This window comes from Helicobacter pylori (genome assembly GCF_017594925.1).
Taxonomy (GTDB): domain Bacteria; phylum Campylobacterota; class Campylobacteria; order Campylobacterales; family Helicobacteraceae; genus Helicobacter; species Helicobacter pylori_DP.
In genome coordinates this window covers 1-15,701 of sequence record NZ_JAALNT010000025.1, presented here as the reverse complement: position 1 = coordinate 15,701, position 15,701 = coordinate 1, and the positions used below count along the sequence as shown (strand labels likewise).

Here is a 15,701-nt window from a genome sequence, read left to right as displayed (position 1 = left end):
GGGGATATTATACCACGAATTGGTAGCATTCATCCCAAACGCTAAAGATATTTGGGATTTCTGCTTGGGTGGTTAAAGGGTATATTCTTGTTCTTTTCACAAATTAGCTTATTTAAACAGATATACAAATAAAGCACTCTAAAATGCCCTACAATCAAAATAAAGCCATAAGATGAGACAAACTATTAACCTAAAAACAAAAACGCTTTAAAACGCCTTGTAGAGCTTAAATTCTTCTTAAGTAGCACGCAAAAATTTAAAACCTTAAAGTTTTCTTAAACATAATCATAAAGCAAGTTTAAACCTAACCCTTGAACCTACTATCAAATCAAACTTAACTCTTTTAATACTAAGAGCTAGAAACAAACCTTAACCCTACACACTCTAAACAAAAACCTTTCTAATCCTAAATGCTAATGAGGCAAACCGCTTACAACCTAACTTAAATAACACAAGCCTTGACTAATCATTCCTTCCACAACTAACATGTCATTGATAGGTAATTCCTATTTTTCTTTTATTTTGATTTTGTTCTTATTTTTACTAATAAAAGAAATTAAAAACTTTCCTTAAACTAAACCTAGCCACAACTAACCTTATGGCTCTTTCAGTCAGTTTGTCTCTTTTAATCAAAAGTTCTTTTTTTTGATTTTTCTTTTTTTCCTTTAGCAAGTTCCTAGTTGTCTAATTTAATCAAGTTTTTTAAAAAAAAGAAATCCCCCTCATGACATGATATTTACTAATAACATGTTTACTCAATAGGTTAGGAAAGAAAGGTAAACCTTTCTTTCCCTTAATATTTTTATAACTATACGGAACTTAAGTTCCGCTTTCATATCTAATATCCATAAACACGCACTTCTTAACCTTAAAAAGCACTTAAATCTTACTTTCAAAAACTATTTAATCGTTGATAAATTCAATTTTTGTATTTAGTGAGTAATGCAAATAACTATGTATTTGATTATTTACTTTTAAGGGGGCGAAATTTTGCTTTTATGCCTTAGTTAAAAGCGGAACTTTTTAGAGATTTAGATTTAAAGGCGGAATTTCAAATCTCTAAGGAGCCATGCAAAATTTTTAAAAATACCGCTTTTAGAACCTAACAAACTAAAAAACATAAAACTCTCATTCTTTAAGATTTCTTTTTATATTTTAATAAGGTAGCAATATGCCACATAACAAACTCACTAAATCTCAGAGAGAACTCTTTTGTAATCTCAAAGCCTTTTTATACACTAAGGCTAAAAACTTCACGCCCATTCAAGATGTGAAGGATATGGCTTTAATCCTAGACACACAAGATAAAATCTTAAAATGCCACAATATAGAGCAATTAAAACAACTCTGTCATATTCTTTATAATCAAGGCATTAAACACACTATAATGATGCAAGGCTTGTTTTTATTCTTTAACTATTTTAAAGATAATCTCAAATTAAGAAGTTTTAGAATGCTTAGCGAAGAGCAAGTGATTAACTTTCTCTTTGAACTCGCTCAAAATAGAAAACCCAGCTCTATGGCTAAGTATGTGATGTATTTAAGACAATTCTTTGATTATTTGGATAGAAAAAGGCGTTATAGCTTTGATTTTACGCTTAAAAACCTAGCCTTTGCTAAGACCAAAGAAAGCTTACCCAGACATTTAAACGATAAAGACTTAAAGAGTTTTTTAAAAACACTCTTAGACTATAAGCCAGCTACAAGCTTTGAAAAACGCAATAAGTGTATTCTACTTATTGTAATACTTGGGGGACTTAGAAAATGCGAAGTGTTAAACATAGAATTAAAACACATTCAAGTAGAAGAGCAAAACTACTCTATTTTAATTCAAGGTAAAGGTAGAAAAGAGAGAAAAGCTTATATTAAAAAGAGTTTGTTAGAACCAAGCTTGAATGCTTGGCTTAGTGATGAATATAGACTAAAATATTTTAATGGGGCATATCTTTTTAAAAAAGACAAACAAAAAGCACAAAATTCTTTAACGCTTTATAACTTTATCCCCTTAATCTTTAAACTAGCTCAAATCAAACACTATAAGCAATATGGCACAGGCTTACATCTATTTAGGCATAGTTTTGCAACACTCATTTATCAAGAAACCCAAGACTTAGTTTTAACTTCAAGGGCGTTAGGGTATAGCTCCTTACTCTCTACTAAGATTTATATTCATACTACACAAGAGCATAACAAGAAAGTGGCTCTTGTGTTTGATAGTTTGATAGAGAACAAGAAGTAAGGTGGTTAAAATTGATTAGGTAGTTTAGTGTAATTAGTTTAAATAATCTTATTAAGATAAATAATCTAGCATTAGATAATTTTAATTAACTATTTAATGTTTTATTGCTAATTAAAAATGATTAGTTTTATAAGGGTTGTTAAAATCATTGAGATTTTATAGAGTTAGCTTAAATTACAAAATATTCTAAAAACAATGTAATTATAGATTATTGTTACTCATTAAGAATATATTTGATTAACAATACAAATAACTAAATTCTATTAAATACTGATAGATTAACTAGAGCTATTAAATACCTACTTAACAAGATTGTTTATCGTCTACGCTTAGGTGTGGGGGTGTATTCATTGGAATTGTCTAAATCATCTGCGTTGTCATGGGAATTTGAGTAAGTCGCTGTTTTAATTTGGTCTATTTTGTCTATTAAAAAATCATAAGCATTTAAAGAAAGGTCTTTATAGTGTGAAATGGGTTCTACCATATCTATTTCTATGCTATAACGCTTTTTATCTAACTCTTGCAAAGAATTTTGAAGAGTTAGTAAGTCTTGCTTAGTTATTTTTTGAGAACTTAAAAGCTTGTCAAATAAATTATTGTCATTATGCAAAGCCACTGCTATATCAAAAATATCTCTTGTTTTATTATCAGTTTTTCTAAAAGTAATCTTTTTAGCGATAATATTTTCTAAACTTTCTATATAAATATCAAAAGCAAAAATCTTTTTAGAATTATCTACATATCCCTCATTACTAGCATAATCCACTAAAACATCTATTTTAATGTTGTCTTTATTCGTTACGCCTATATGATTATGTTGGTCTATGTATCTTGTGCTATCAAAATGACTGCAATTATCTATCCATAATTTAGGGCTAAAAAATCCCAAACATTGAGCATCATTGACAAACAAATCAATATCAAAGCTTAATCTATGCTGGAAGTAATACATGCTCAAAGCTGTGCCTCCTCCAAACTTAATACTACTAGGATTAAGCCCTAAATTCAAAGCATTTTTAATAATGGGATAAAATTGTTCTAGGGCTTGAATTTGAGCTTGAAAGTTGTTTTTGATAAAACTAAGGCTCTTTTCATTGATAGGGATTGATAGAAAGGACATGTAAAATATTCTCCATAGGAATGTGATAGTCTTGTGAAAACCATTCTATTTCTTGCTCTAGTGCCTCTGTTTGAATTGTGCCTATAATATACTTGTCAGTATTGCTTAGATTAGTTGTTTTTTTATCCATAAAAAGCCCTATAAGGTACTCTAAACTCACATGCTTATCTTTATTGCCAATAGAGTTATTGATTGTAGCTAATAACATAGGGGCAAATGACATTTTTATCCTCCCTAAATTGATTTGATTGTAGTTTAGCAAATTTTGTGTTGGTTTTGGTTTGACTTAATTAGTTATAAAAGAATAACCAAATTCTACTAAATACATACAAAATAACTTAATATTTAATTGTTATTAGTATTTCTTTAAATTTCTATGCTATAATGATTACAATTCAAGTTAAGTTAAAAGGAATAGAAAAATGATTAAATTAAATGGTTTGAATAAAACTTTAAAAACAAGCTTATTAGCTGAGGTTTTACTAGGTGCTACTGCTCCCTTAATGGCAAAGCCTTTATTAAGCGATGAAGACTTATTGAAACGAGTAAAACTACACAATATCAAAGAAGATACGCTGACTAGCTGTAATGCTAAGGTGGACGGCTCTCAATACTTGAATAGTGGTTGGAATTTATCTAAAGAATTTCCGCAAGAATATAGAGAAAAGATTTTTGAATGCGTAGAAGAAGAAAAACATAAACAAGCCCTTAATTTAATCAATAAAGAAGACACTAAAGATAAAGAAGAACTTGCAAAAAAAATCAAAGAAATTAAAGAAAAAGCTAAAGTTTTAAGGCAAAAATTTATGGCTTTTGAAATGAAAGAACACTCTAAAGAATTCCCAAATAAAAAGCAACTTCAAACCATGCTTGAGAACGCTTTTGATAATGGATCTGAAAGTTTTATTGATGATTGGCACGAACGCTTTGGGGGTATAAGTAGAGAGAATACTTATAAAGCACTTGGCATTAAAGAATATAGTGATGAAGGAAAGATATTAGCCTTTGGTGAAAGAAGTTATATTAGACAATATAAAAAAGATTTTGAAGAAAGCACTTATGATACTAGACAAACCTTATCTGCTATGGCTAATATGAGTGGCGAAAACGATTATAAAATTACTTGGTTAAAACCCAAATATCAGCTCCATAGTTCAAATAATATTAAACCCTTAATGTCAAACACAGAGTTGTTAAATATGATAGAGCTAACCAATATCAAAAAAGAATATGTTATGGGCTGTAATATGGAAATAGATGGTTCTAAATATCCCATTCATAAAGATTGGGGATTTTTTGGTAAGGCAAAAGTCCCAGAAACTTGGAGAAATAAGATTTGGGAATGTATTAAGAATAAAGTAAAGTCCTATGACAACACTACCGCTGAAATAGCAATAGTTTGGAAAAAAAATACTTATTCTATCTCTCATCACTAAACCCTTAATCCCATATGCTAAAAATGGGAAAGCCAAATTGGTCAAATTTAACATTAGGGTTTTGAAAGTATATTCTAGCCCTTTCTCTTTGATTTATCCTTTCTTGTTCTAGTTCTTCATATTCATGGCTTTTTGGCGTGTTATAACCATTGCTATAACGCTTGAAATAATCATCTGCCATAATCTCACTTTGCATTGCCATTGTTTGATTTAAAAAGAGCATTTGATTAGTAATCTCTTTAAGATACTTCACAGCGAGTAGTCTAACCCTTTGATTAAAATTCGCATACGCTTGGCTTTGAGCGTCTTTATTGGGGGCTTTGGTTAAATCAAGTGTGAGCGTTTGGATTTCTTGTTCTAATTCGTTATCTAAGCGAGTTGTCCTAAATACATTTTTAATAGGGTCGCATTTACCTGTCTCTTTATTTTCTGTGCAATAATGTATCCCTTGCTTATTATGGTTAGCTGTAGGGTCAGTTACACCAAACTCAGTTTGTAGGACATCAAGTCTTTTTAGAAATGGGTCAAGTTTCTTTTTAACTGCCTATTATCATTAACCTTTTTCTTTACTCTAAGCAAAAATCTTCGTTTTTGCTCTTCTGATCTATTGCCTGTTGCTAAAAGAGCTTGCTCGCTTTCATAATTACTATCGTTTACCATTTTACACAACATTTCCCCCCACGCTCTACCACTCAATCCCCCAGCAAGTGATTGCATGTTTTCATAGCCACTGCTACTTAGAGATTGGATTAAATTTTGCACATCTCTTGCGGTTTGGGTTTGTTCGCCATTTTTGGTGATTAGGTTATTGAGATTTTTAAGATTGACAATCTTATTGTTAGTAAGAGCATTGACATTAAGCCAAGGGCATTGTTGCGATAAATACTTGTTTCTTAGCAAATTTTGTGTGTTCCAATTTTCTATGCTTTGCTTTAAATTCTCATAGTTGTATCTAATGCTTTGAAGTTGATACTGAGCGTTTTGTAAAACTTGCATAGGATTGGCTAAAGTGATAGCACTACTACTAATCAAAGAATTAGTCGTATTTATCATGTTATTGACTTTTTGTAACTGATTGACTTGAGCTTGAGCCTTAGAAATAATCTCTTCGTATCTTTTGATACTATCTACCATTTTGCCTATGATAGTGGCTTGACTTACATGGGTTTCTGGGTCATTGACAATCAAAGGAGTTTCCCCCTCTGCAAAGACACTTTTGCAACATAAAAGAGCGCTAAAAAGCGCACTAAAAATTGATTTTTTTATTTTTAAACCTTTCATTTGTTATTTTTATCATTATCAAATCCAAAGCCACTTTTAACACTTGCTACAAAGTGTCTCACACCAGCTTTAGCACTTCTTGCATTTACAGCATTTGCCCCTCCACTTAGTCCAGCAAGTCCAAGAACTTTAGCTCCAGCTTGAAGTCCTGCTAGTCCGCCCCCAGCACTCTGATAGGCTTGCTTAACTTGATTAGCAACCATAACTGCACTACCCCCAAATACAGCTCCGCCTATTGTCATGCCAATTTTTTGCATCATTTCTGTTACTGCCCCCACGCCTCCACTTGTGCCAAAGATATTATTGATAAAATCAGGCACTCGTTTGACTAGAAAGAAACAAATCACAGAACCTAAAACAATAATGGTTAAAAAGCCTACAATAGAACTATGGGCTATATAAGAGTTCCAATCTCCTTTTAAGACATTGCCAAAGGCATCAATAATTTTTCCCTCATTTGCCATTTTATCCGCATTGCCATAAAAGCCTTGTGCGACTTCGTGTTTAGTGGGGATTAAAGCATTGACTTTATAGATTATTCCATAATTAAAAAAAGCTACTAACATCATACAAGGTTTATAAAGAGTAAGGGAAATGAGCTTTTTAAGATAGCTAAATAACATGCCTTTGGTTTGGGGGATTAAACCTAATGCTGACCACATAAAAATTTCTGCTGTAACTAATAACACAATAATAAGCAATAAGCCTAAAAACAATAATTCCCCTAAAATCACTAAAAAAAACATGATTATTTTAGGTATCATTGTGAACCAATTAAACATGTTAATACCATCAAAAGCATTATCCCACAGATTAACTATCATTGCATAAGCACTTGAAACTAGATTGCCTATATTAAAGGTTTCACTAGGACTAGCATTAGCATTGGTAGGAATTTCTAAGCCATCATTTAAGCTTTGAGCGATAAGTATAGCAAGCTTTTCAGCTGGATAAAATATCGTGTTAATGAAATAGGTGTTAAAATCATTAGGATTTCTAATCCCCCAATTGATAAACCCCACAAACACGATGAATACAACCACTCCCATAGCGGTTTTAAACTCAAACATATCGCCCTCTTTCACACGCTTATACGCCCATATCATAAATAAAATAGTAATAATGGTGTTTAAAATGAGTTGTGCATGAAAAAAGCTACCCACATGTTCAGCAAGACTTTTGGCTACTTTTTGAGATGGCTCAACAAACATGCCCATAAGGGTGTCAAAAAAATTCATCGCCCCCTCCCTTTAACACAACTTTGTGCTTGTAAATTTTCTTTAGCATTTTCTAAAATGCCCTTAAGCCTTTCATTAAAGGGCTTAATGCTATCAATTTGTTCTAATTTATCCATGATATTTTCCTTTTCTTGTGTTGAAGTGTAGTTGTCTTTTAATTTTTCTAAAGAGCTTTCTAAAAACTCCGCCATAGTGTCAATGTTAATCGCCTTATTTTCTATAATGTGTGCTAATTTCAAATCATCATTACAATCTTTTGAAAAAGGCGTATAGATAGTGGGGAATTGCTGTGTAAGAGCATATAAAATACCCTCGCATTTTTCTTTGTATCCTTTACCCTTAATATCATTATCAAAGGCTAAGATGACATTAAAACTATCTTGTGGCTTATTAACAGGCTTAGGCTTTCTGTATTCTCTAGTTCTTTCAACTTGCTTGTTATAAATAAGAGCATTTTTTTCTCTTTGATAATTTTTAATAATGTCAGTGTAAGTCTCTACTACCACGCTATTAAAATCATCACTAGCCCTGCCTTGTCTCACTAATTCTTGCCATTGTTCTTCTTGTTTTAGATAATGGTTATACGCTCCTTGTTGTCGCCCTTTTAATTGCTTAAAAAAACTTTTTAAAAAGAGTTCTAATTTTTGTGCATTAAATTGCCCTGCGGTGCTAATTAAAACGCTCTCTTTAGGCTCTAAACCTTGTAACTCTAAATAAGCTAGACTATCAAAGATATTTTCAGTAACAATGACATTTTTAACTAAGCTTAAATTATTAGGGAACAAGACTTCTATGCCTTTACTTCCTTGTGCGATAGATTTTAATGGCTTGTCTCTTATGTTGCCCTCTTTGTCTGTGCTTAAGGGAGTATTTAGGCGTTTGTTAATCCCACACTGATGAATGGGTATGACATTAAGATTTTTATTCTCAAAAGCTAAATAGGTAGCAAGGATAAGATTATTAAAATTGTCCGTTTTTAAATGCTCTTTATAAGGCTCTAATAGCTTTGTATCAATGCCACGCTTTTTAATGAGTGTAGCGTTTTGTAAATCATAGGGTTTAAGGTTTTTAAACTCATTGATGATTTTTTGAATTTCTTCGTTATTTTTGCTAGAGTTATCCCTTGCTTGTAGAGTATCTTTTTTATTGCGATAGCCTTCTAACTTTCCAGCGAGTAAGTCTTCAACGCTGATATTTCTATCCTTACAAAAAGTAATGATATTACCGACCTTATCGGTATGAGTTTCTTTGTAGGTGTAACTAATTGAGCCATCTTTATTTTGATTTTTAAAGATGACTAAACTTCCCTCTTCGTTTTCATGCTTTAAGCAAGGGTTATTCTTGCTATGCTTATTTTTGTTGATAACATAGCCATTATCTAATAAAATCTCATGCAAAGGCAAGGCAGTGAGATTAGGGATATAACTCATAGGATTTTCCTAACGCTTTCTGCTCTTAGAGAGCGTATTTTGTGTGTAGCCATAATCTATAGTTGGCATTTCTTTTTTCACTTCTTTTTGAGCGTTATTTTGCTCTTTAGCTAATTCTTTAGCTTTTTCTTTTTCTAGCATAGCTTGATAGTGTGCTTTAGCTCTAGCTTGTTCTTTTTTACCAAACTCTATCCAAGGCTCATCGCTGTTATTACTCTGTGCTTTCTCTTGGCTTTCTTCTTTTTGGCGTTCTTGTAAGCCTTTGTGAGCTTTAGGGTCATAATCTAGCCATGGTTCATCAGGATGCAAGGTTTTCTTTAGCTCTTGCTTAGATTGTGGCTCTTTTGCTTGAGTAGTGCCATTTTGCTCTATAGCTTGGTTTTGTTTTGTGTTTTCTTGTTGTGTAGCGGTGCTATTAGTTTGAGCGTTAGTAGTCTCTTGTCTTGGCTCATTTTGTGAGTTTTTAGGTTGCTCTGAATTTTTATTAGCCTTATTTTGCTCTTTAATAGCATTTACCCCCACACTTTGAGTGGCGCTATCTAAATTTTTGAGTGTTTTTGCTTGTTGCTTGTCTAAATGCTTTCGCATCACTTCATACACTCTATTATCCATAGGCTCTAAGCTATCTTTAGATTTAGCTAAATAATCTTTTAAGACTTCGTGGTGTTCTTTTTCTAATTGGTGTCCCAAGATAGACTTAACGCTTAATTGCAAGCCCTTATCTTGCATGTGCTTATTACCATGCGCTTGTTCTAAGCAATCCTTAATCAAATTGATATGCTCTTTAGTGAGCTTGGTTGGCTCTTTTTGGCTTACCACTAATAAGACTTTCAATTCATCTTCATTCATGTGGTTTTTAGCGTAATTTAAAAATCTCTCTTTAAAATCAAGCTTAGTCTTAATGCGTTTTTGCTTAATATCAAGCTCGGTTTGTTTAAAGAAACTATGCAAACTAGCGTATTTGTCTTTAAGGTCTATATCATTGCTAGGTGTTTTCTTTTCTTGCTCTTTTTGTGCGTATTCGCCTTGTTCTTGTGTGTTAGGCTCTTTTTCATTAAGCTTATTGCTTTCTTCTAAAGCAATAGAAGCGATTTTACTTGTAGTATTTTCTCCTGTAGGTCTTAGCAATTCAAGCTCATTAGGATTTAAAAAAGTGATAACTTCGTTTGTTTCATCTCTTACAACTTGCAAACTCTCTAAAAGTGTTGCACTTTCATTATCCAAACCTTGCTTGGTATTATTATCTCTTAATGTCTCTAATTCTAAGTCTTGCTGGTTTAAAAGCTCTTTTTCTTGCTCTTGAAAAACTTGTTGCTCATAGAGAGTATCAGGGTTTTGGCTCTCATAATATTGCTCTAGGGCTTTATTTTCGCCATCTAGGGCGTATCTTTCTAGCTCTTCTTTTTCAAGCTTATTTTCATGCTCTGCAATACTAATTTCTCCAGCTCTTTGAATTTGATTTTCTTCATAATCTTGTAGTGCCTTACTTTCAAGCTCAGCCTCTTCTCTTTCAAGCTCTTGTTGTTCTAACTTGGCACTAACTCGTGCAATGCCATCATCTTCATTCATTTGTATGTATTGCTCTTGTTGGTATTCATAATACTCATCTTCGCTCATTTCTAAAAAGCTTTTTTCTTCTGTAAGCTCTACTTCATTTTCGCTAGAATTTTGTATCTCATGTTTATTAGCATTTTGTGTCTCAACAATCACTTTTTCTAAACTTTCTACAAACTCGCTTGGATTATCATTAGAGATAGATTGCTCTTCATTGATTTCTTGTTGGAACGCATTAAAAAAATCGCTTACATTTTCATTGTCTTTTGTATTAGAGATTTCATTTTTCATGCTCTCAATGACTTCTAGCATAGAAGAAATGTCATCTTTTAAGCCCTCTTGGCTTAAAGACTTGATTTCTTGTTCTAAAATGCCTAAAAAATTGGTGGGGTCATTTTTAGAATTTTTAACTTCATCTAAAAAAATCTCTAAAAAAGCGTCCTTTCCATCATCACTCCAAGCTTTCCACGCCTTTAAAAATCCATTAATAAAATCTTGCATTATCTGCCCCTGCCTTTAGATTGAGTAAGCACTACTTCATCATTAGCAAAGTAGTGGTCATACTTTTGTTGCTCTGCTCCTTTATTAAGAGTTTGTTGCAACATCGCTAACATTTGGGGATTGTTTTGAGCCATTTCAAGCATTTTAGAAAACTCTGCTATATTCATTTCATTGTTGTTTGGCTCTTTAGTGTTGTTTTCTTTGGCATTGTTGTCTGTATTAGGTGTAATTTGTTGCTGTGGTTCTTGATAGATTTTGTGTTGCTTTCTTTTTTCATGATGGGTTGCCCCATATTGATTGACATAATCTAGCACTTTGTTATACTGCTTTTCATTCAAATGCTTGGATAAATCATAAATCACCAAATTTTGATTATTCATAGAGAAAGTATTGCTAATGTATTGTGTTCTTAAAGTTTTAGGGTCTAATTCTTTAAGCTTAGTTTTGTCTAGCGTTTGAAAAACATTGACATTGTAGAGATTTTTAATCTCTAAAGTCGGCTCTATGTCTATCTTTTCTTTTTTAAATTCGTAAAAGGGCGTTTTGCCATCTTGCATATACTTGATATTGCTCTCTTTGTCTCTTTGAGGAACTTTTTCATTCTCATAAATCACTTCGCCATTAGAATAATGCTTAAGATTGCCCTCTTTGTCTTTAAGGGGGATTAAATTACCCTGTTCATCTCTTGCTTTAACATAGCGCATTTCATAATCTCTAATATAAGCAATACTTGCCTTATCATAAAAGCCATTAGGATTATTTTTACTCTTAGTGTTGTTTTTAATGTGCTCCACTTCTTTAGGGTTTGCCCCAAGTTTTAAGGCATCATCTAAACCTACCCAAACATTACTCTCATAGCCATTCTCATGTTGCTTGGCATCTAAAATAAGAGAATTTAAGCCATTATAGGCATTGCCAGCATTACCATTATAAGCTCTATTATTTGGCTTAAACTCTAATCCAGATTCTAAACTTTTAGCAATTTCGCTCGCTAAAAACCTAGCAAAAACCTCTTTTTGCTCTTTAATATCCATTTCATTCCACGCTTTCATTTAATGCTCCTTGTTTTTATTGACTTCATTTTCTAAGGAATGTTCTAACTCTATTTTTGTTTCTTGTTCGCTTTTAGGCTCTACTCCCATTTGCATAAACTCTATCATTTGCCATTCATTCATAGGGTATTTTCCCTCTGTAAGTTCTAAAAAATCTTGTGTCATTTTTTCTGTCCTTGTTTTTAAAAAATCTTTTTAGAATGCCATTAAAATTACAAGGAGATCAAGGTCTTGACTTATTTACTTTTTCAAAGTGTGTGCGTACACATATGCCACTTTTTAAGCTATTTTTAAGCAAAAAACACAAGTGTGTACGCACACATTTTTTAGGCTCAAACCATGCAACCCCCTAAAATGCGTAACTTAATCTAAAAGTAAATGAAAAGTAAATAAACCTAAAAATTTAATGAAAAAAAGTTAAAATTTAAGCTAATCTTAAGCTAAAATGATAGTTTTTTGCTCCTTTTTAATGTTTAAAAAAACTTTTTTTAAAAATGAAAAAGACAAATTAAACCTTAGAATTTCTTGAGAAAGTTCGCTTAAAATGCTTTAAATTTAATTGATAATTTAATTTCTTAATAGTTTAATGATATAAGCTAAATAAGAATAAATTCTTTTAACATTGTAATATTAAATTAAAGATTAAATACTCTTTAAATAACATAGTTTATTATCCCTTACTAAGTTTAATTATTTACTATGTTTATATAAAAAATCTTAAACAATCAAATTGTTTAAAGTTAATTCAAAATCTATATAATTGTGATATACTTTTAAAACAACTAAAATAAGGAAAATAACATGACCATTTGCATTGCTAATGAAAAGGGTGGCAGTGGTAAAAGCACGCTTTGTTTAAACTTAGCCGTGCAATTACTCAAAGACAATAAAGAAGTGGTTGTTTTAGATACAGATAGCCAAAAGTCTATGGAAATTTTTGCTACAATTCGTGCTGAAAAAGAACGCCCCACTTTTAGCTTATTTAATCGTAGTAGTGGCTTTAGCGATACTTTAAAGCAAATGGTATCTAAGTATGAAAATATCCTTATTGATACTAAGGGGGAATACAGCAAAGAAACCCAAAAAGCTATGCTTTTAAGTGATATTGTGCTAGTGCCAACAACTCCTAGCCAATTAGACACTGAAGTCTTAGCTAATATGCTAGAAAGAATTGAGCAACTCCAAGAGCTTAATGAAAATCTAAGAGCCTTAATTGTCATCAATAGAATGCCTACTATTCCTACCCTTAAAGAAAGACAAGCCTTAATAGAGTTTATTAAAGAAAATAACCCTAGCGATAGGATTACACTTTTAGAAAGCTCTTTGAGTGAGCGCATTGTTTATAAGCACAGTGTAAGCGAAGGCTTAGGGGTCATAGAATACAGCGATAAAAAGGCTATCAATGAGTGGATTAATTTTTATAACGAATTAAAAAGCCATTTAGAAAAAGAGAAAATACATGCGGTTTAGAAGAGTTAAAAAGCACAAAAATAAACACAATAAGGAGCATACAAGTATGGATTTACAACAAATTGATGAGCTAGAAAAGAAGTTTGAAGAACAAGAAGAACAAGCCCAAGATACCCCCCTAAAACAAGAGCCTAGCACAAAGGAAGTAAAAATCCCTAAAAAAAGGGGGCGTAAAAAAAGCTTGTTAGATGAAGATAAGAAAAAGAGCTTTAACATTGCCTTTAGTCCTTGTGTGATAAAAGAACTTGATGAATTTTTGCTAGAATTTGGCTCATTTAAAGAGACACGAAGCACTTTTATTGAAGAAGCACTTATTAGGCATTTAAAACACAGAAAAAACACCCAAGAGCAAAAGCTTTTAAAGCAACTAGAAAGATTACAAAACAAAGAAAAGGGCAATAATGAAAACAATGAACTTGAATGAATTTTTTACGCATAAGATAATCTATAAAGACACCCCTTTAAAGTTTAAGGATACACTAGAACAAGAAATCAGCCAAGCTAGTTTAGTAGAGAAGTTAATCTTAGCTAATATCTTAGCCAATATGGTGTTTGCTAAGATAAGCAATGAGAATGCCCCTAAAATTCTTATTTCACGCTTGATGTGTAAGTTTAGTCCTATTGATCATGAAAGCACTATTCCTAGTGATTTTAAGCCTATAGATGAAGAAGAATATGAAGATGATTTAGAATGGCTAAATGAAGAAAAAGAAGATAGGCTCTTTAATTACTATCTATTTTTAAATGGTATTAAAGAAAGTGATGTAGAAGAAGTGTTTAATGAAAGTGTAGAAATCTATGATGAGTGCTTAATAGAAATCGCTCAAAATGTCCTTAAAGATAAATTTTCTTATGACATTGACTTATTGCAAGTTTTAGTAAAAGGTTATGCTAAAGAGATTAGAGAATTTTTGAGTTATAAACCTACAAAAGAAATCAAAGACTTTAAAGACAAAGAAAAAGAGCCATTTTCTAAAAAATTGCAACAATATTTTAAAGAGATTTTAGAGAGCAAGGGTATTTAAGTAGTTTTAAATAGAATTAAATTAACAAGACAAATGCTTGGCTAAAAAATGCAAATCAAATAAATCTCTAGCTTTAGTTCTTGTATGCTCCCCATCAAAGCAAGCACAGAGTTTGTTATCAATAATACGCTCTATTTTAGCAATTCGCATTCCCTCAATCACATTGACTTCGCTCTCTTTTGGTGCGTCTCTATAAGATATTTCTAATTTTAAAGTTTGTTCTTCTTTATTGTCTTTGGTAGCATAACGCACCATATAACGCCCCACACTATCAGTGTCTTTTTTAATATGAATATCATTTAAGATAATGCCATTAGGAATAGCGCTCTTTACTCTGCCTAAGAGATTGATTTTTTTATGACAATCAAAGTCTAAATCTTCTGAAAAACGATTTAAGCCATAGCCTAGATACAAAGCTGTTCCGCCTTTTAATACCATAGGGGTGTCGGCTAGATTTTTAACAATGGCTCTCATCAGTTTTTCATGATTAAGAGCTTGTTCGCTTAAACTCACTCTATAATGGGGTTTCTTGCTATCCATTTATCCAAATTCTCTCTTTCTTGCTTGTTTAATTTGGGTTTCATCACTTCTATAAGAGCATAGACACTCTCTTTATCTTCAATACTAGGAAACCATTCATCTAGCATAACAACCCCTAGCTTTCCAGTTTGCAATACAGAAACATAGAGACAATCTACACAAGCTCTTGGATGCTCTGCAATATAAGTGGGAGTATGTTTAGGGTAATAGCCCATTTTATTGAACCTTGCTGTGCCATCTATAATGCCTAGATTGCCTAGTAGTTTATTAGTATTATGAGCTTGTTTTTCACCATAGATATAAACCCCTATATCATCAAACGCATTCTCCATTAAAGCATAGCTACTATGCCAATCTCCTGTGCCTTGTGGGCTATGGATATTTAAAGCCACAATAGAGCTAACATAGACTTCTTTTGAAGTGGGTGGAATATAAAGCATGCTAAACTCCCTCATTAGTTTTAATTAGGTTCTAGTTTAGCAAAATTTCACTTACTACTTCTTATGATACTCATTGATAAAATCCCCACACACTTTCATACTATATTTAAATCCTTTGGAGAGCTTGACATTATGCTTTTTAGCTAACATCTCAGCAAAGCTAATTTGTTTAGGCGTAGCGGGTCTATTTTCATCATTATTAGAGCTACTAGCCTTTTTGTTGTTTTTCTTAAAAAACTCATGCTCTTCACTGTATCGGTCTAAAAACGCCTTAGCCACTCTGTTGTCTTCTTTGTAGTTTGTGAATTACCCAACCGCTAAAGCGATTGGGCTTTTTCTTGCTTCATCGCTCCATAACTAGCTAGATCTAATATG

The 15,701-nt window shown here is 32.1% G+C and carries 13 protein-coding genes and 3 pseudogenes; 5 read left to right on the top strand and 11 right to left on the bottom strand.

Annotation, left to right across the window (positions count from 1 at the left end):
- Positions 1 to 1,171 precede the first annotated feature (1,171 nt).
- Entirely contained in the window at positions 1,172 to 2,239 is a 1,068-nt protein-coding gene (locus G6069_RS07450) for a tyrosine-type recombinase/integrase (protein WP_197293874.1), read from the top strand.
- 316 nt (positions 2,240 to 2,555) lie between these two features.
- Here G6069_RS07450 and G6069_RS07445 read toward each other — a convergent pair whose 3' ends face one another.
- The gene (locus tag G6069_RS07445) at positions 2,556 to 3,359 is read right to left on the bottom strand and encodes a nucleotidyl transferase AbiEii/AbiGii toxin family protein (RefSeq protein ID WP_021581690.1); all 804 of its coding nucleotides are present in this window, start codon (positions 3,357 to 3,359) and stop codon (positions 2,556 to 2,558) included.
- On the bottom strand, positions 3,331 to 3,582 hold the full coding sequence (locus tag G6069_RS07440) for a hypothetical protein (RefSeq protein WP_000006537.1): 252 nt from the start codon (positions 3,580 to 3,582) through the stop codon (positions 3,331 to 3,333). Before G6069_RS07440 ends, G6069_RS07445 begins: the two co-directional genes overlap by 29 nt.
- 199 nt (positions 3,583 to 3,781) lie before the next feature.
- Here G6069_RS07440 and G6069_RS07435 point away from each other — a divergent pair, with 199 nt between their 5' ends.
- Positions 3,782 to 4,795: a hypothetical protein gene (locus tag G6069_RS07435; RefSeq protein WP_197293873.1), complete on the top strand. Its 1,014-nt coding sequence runs from the start codon at positions 3,782 to 3,784 to the stop codon at positions 4,793 to 4,795.
- 4 nt (positions 4,796 to 4,799) lie between these two features.
- On the opposite strand, the pseudogene G6069_RS07430 reads toward G6069_RS07435, so the two are convergent.
- From G6069_RS07430 to G6069_RS07405, 6 genes and pseudogenes are all read right to left on the bottom strand, one after another.
- Positions 4,800 to 6,076: pseudogene (locus tag G6069_RS07430) on the bottom strand (hypothetical protein).
- Positions 6,073 to 7,314 carry a P-type conjugative transfer protein TrbL gene (locus G6069_RS07425; RefSeq protein WP_197293872.1) on the bottom strand — a complete coding sequence of 414 codons (1,242 nt, stop codon included), beginning with the start codon at positions 7,312 to 7,314 and terminating at the stop codon, positions 6,073 to 6,075. Before G6069_RS07425 ends, G6069_RS07430 begins: the two are co-directional and overlap by 4 nt.
- Positions 7,311 to 8,744, bottom strand: a complete 1,434-nt coding sequence (locus tag G6069_RS07420; protein ID WP_197293871.1) for a hypothetical protein — start codon at positions 8,742 to 8,744, stop codon at positions 7,311 to 7,313. Before G6069_RS07420 ends, G6069_RS07425 begins: the two co-directional genes overlap by 4 nt.
- A gap of 9 nt (positions 8,745 to 8,753) precedes the next feature.
- The gene (locus G6069_RS07415; RefSeq protein ID WP_197293870.1) at positions 8,754 to 10,799 is read right to left on the bottom strand and encodes a hypothetical protein; all 2,046 of its coding nucleotides are present in this window, start codon (positions 10,797 to 10,799) and stop codon (positions 8,754 to 8,756) included.
- On the bottom strand, positions 10,799 to 11,851 hold the full coding sequence (locus G6069_RS07410) for an ArdC family protein (protein WP_197293869.1): 1,053 nt from the start codon (positions 11,849 to 11,851) through the stop codon (positions 10,799 to 10,801). Before G6069_RS07410 ends, G6069_RS07415 begins: the two co-directional genes overlap by 1 nt.
- Complete coding sequence (locus G6069_RS07405; RefSeq protein ID WP_000189768.1) at positions 11,852 to 12,016, bottom strand: hypothetical protein; 165 nt, start codon at positions 12,014 to 12,016, stop codon at positions 11,852 to 11,854.
- 636 nt (positions 12,017 to 12,652) lie between these two features.
- Here G6069_RS07405 and G6069_RS07400 point away from each other — a divergent pair.
- From G6069_RS07400 to G6069_RS07390, 3 genes are read left to right on the top strand one after another with little or no spacing between them, the layout of a single operon-like run.
- Positions 12,653 to 13,321: an AAA family ATPase gene (locus G6069_RS07400; RefSeq protein ID WP_197293868.1), complete on the top strand. Its 669-nt coding sequence runs from the start codon at positions 12,653 to 12,655 to the stop codon at positions 13,319 to 13,321.
- A 46-nt stretch (positions 13,322 to 13,367) separates the two neighbouring features.
- Entirely contained in the window at positions 13,368 to 13,745 is a 378-nt protein-coding gene (locus G6069_RS07395; protein ID WP_000365702.1) for a hypothetical protein, read from the top strand.
- Positions 13,723 to 14,346 carry a hypothetical protein gene (locus G6069_RS07390; RefSeq protein ID WP_197293867.1) on the top strand — a complete coding sequence of 208 codons (624 nt, stop codon included), beginning with the start codon at positions 13,723 to 13,725 and terminating at the stop codon, positions 14,344 to 14,346. Before G6069_RS07395 ends, G6069_RS07390 begins: the two co-directional genes overlap by 23 nt.
- 33 nt (positions 14,347 to 14,379) lie before the next feature.
- Here the strand turns inward: G6069_RS07390 and G6069_RS07385 are convergent.
- From G6069_RS07385 to G6069_RS07375, 3 genes and pseudogenes are all read right to left on the bottom strand, one after another.
- Positions 14,380 to 14,886: pseudogene (locus G6069_RS07385) on the bottom strand (nucleotidyl transferase AbiEii/AbiGii toxin family protein); the annotation flags it as partial.
- The gene (locus G6069_RS07380) at positions 14,856 to 15,326 is read right to left on the bottom strand and encodes a hypothetical protein (protein WP_100981962.1); all 471 of its coding nucleotides are present in this window, start codon (positions 15,324 to 15,326) and stop codon (positions 14,856 to 14,858) included. The gene G6069_RS07380 and the pseudogene G6069_RS07385, both read right to left, overlap by 31 nt.
- A 54-nt stretch (positions 15,327 to 15,380) precedes the next feature.
- A pseudogene (locus G6069_RS07375) lies at positions 15,381 to 15,632 on the bottom strand (DNA topoisomerase I); the annotation flags it as partial.
- Positions 15,633 to 15,701: the final 69 nt, after the last annotated feature.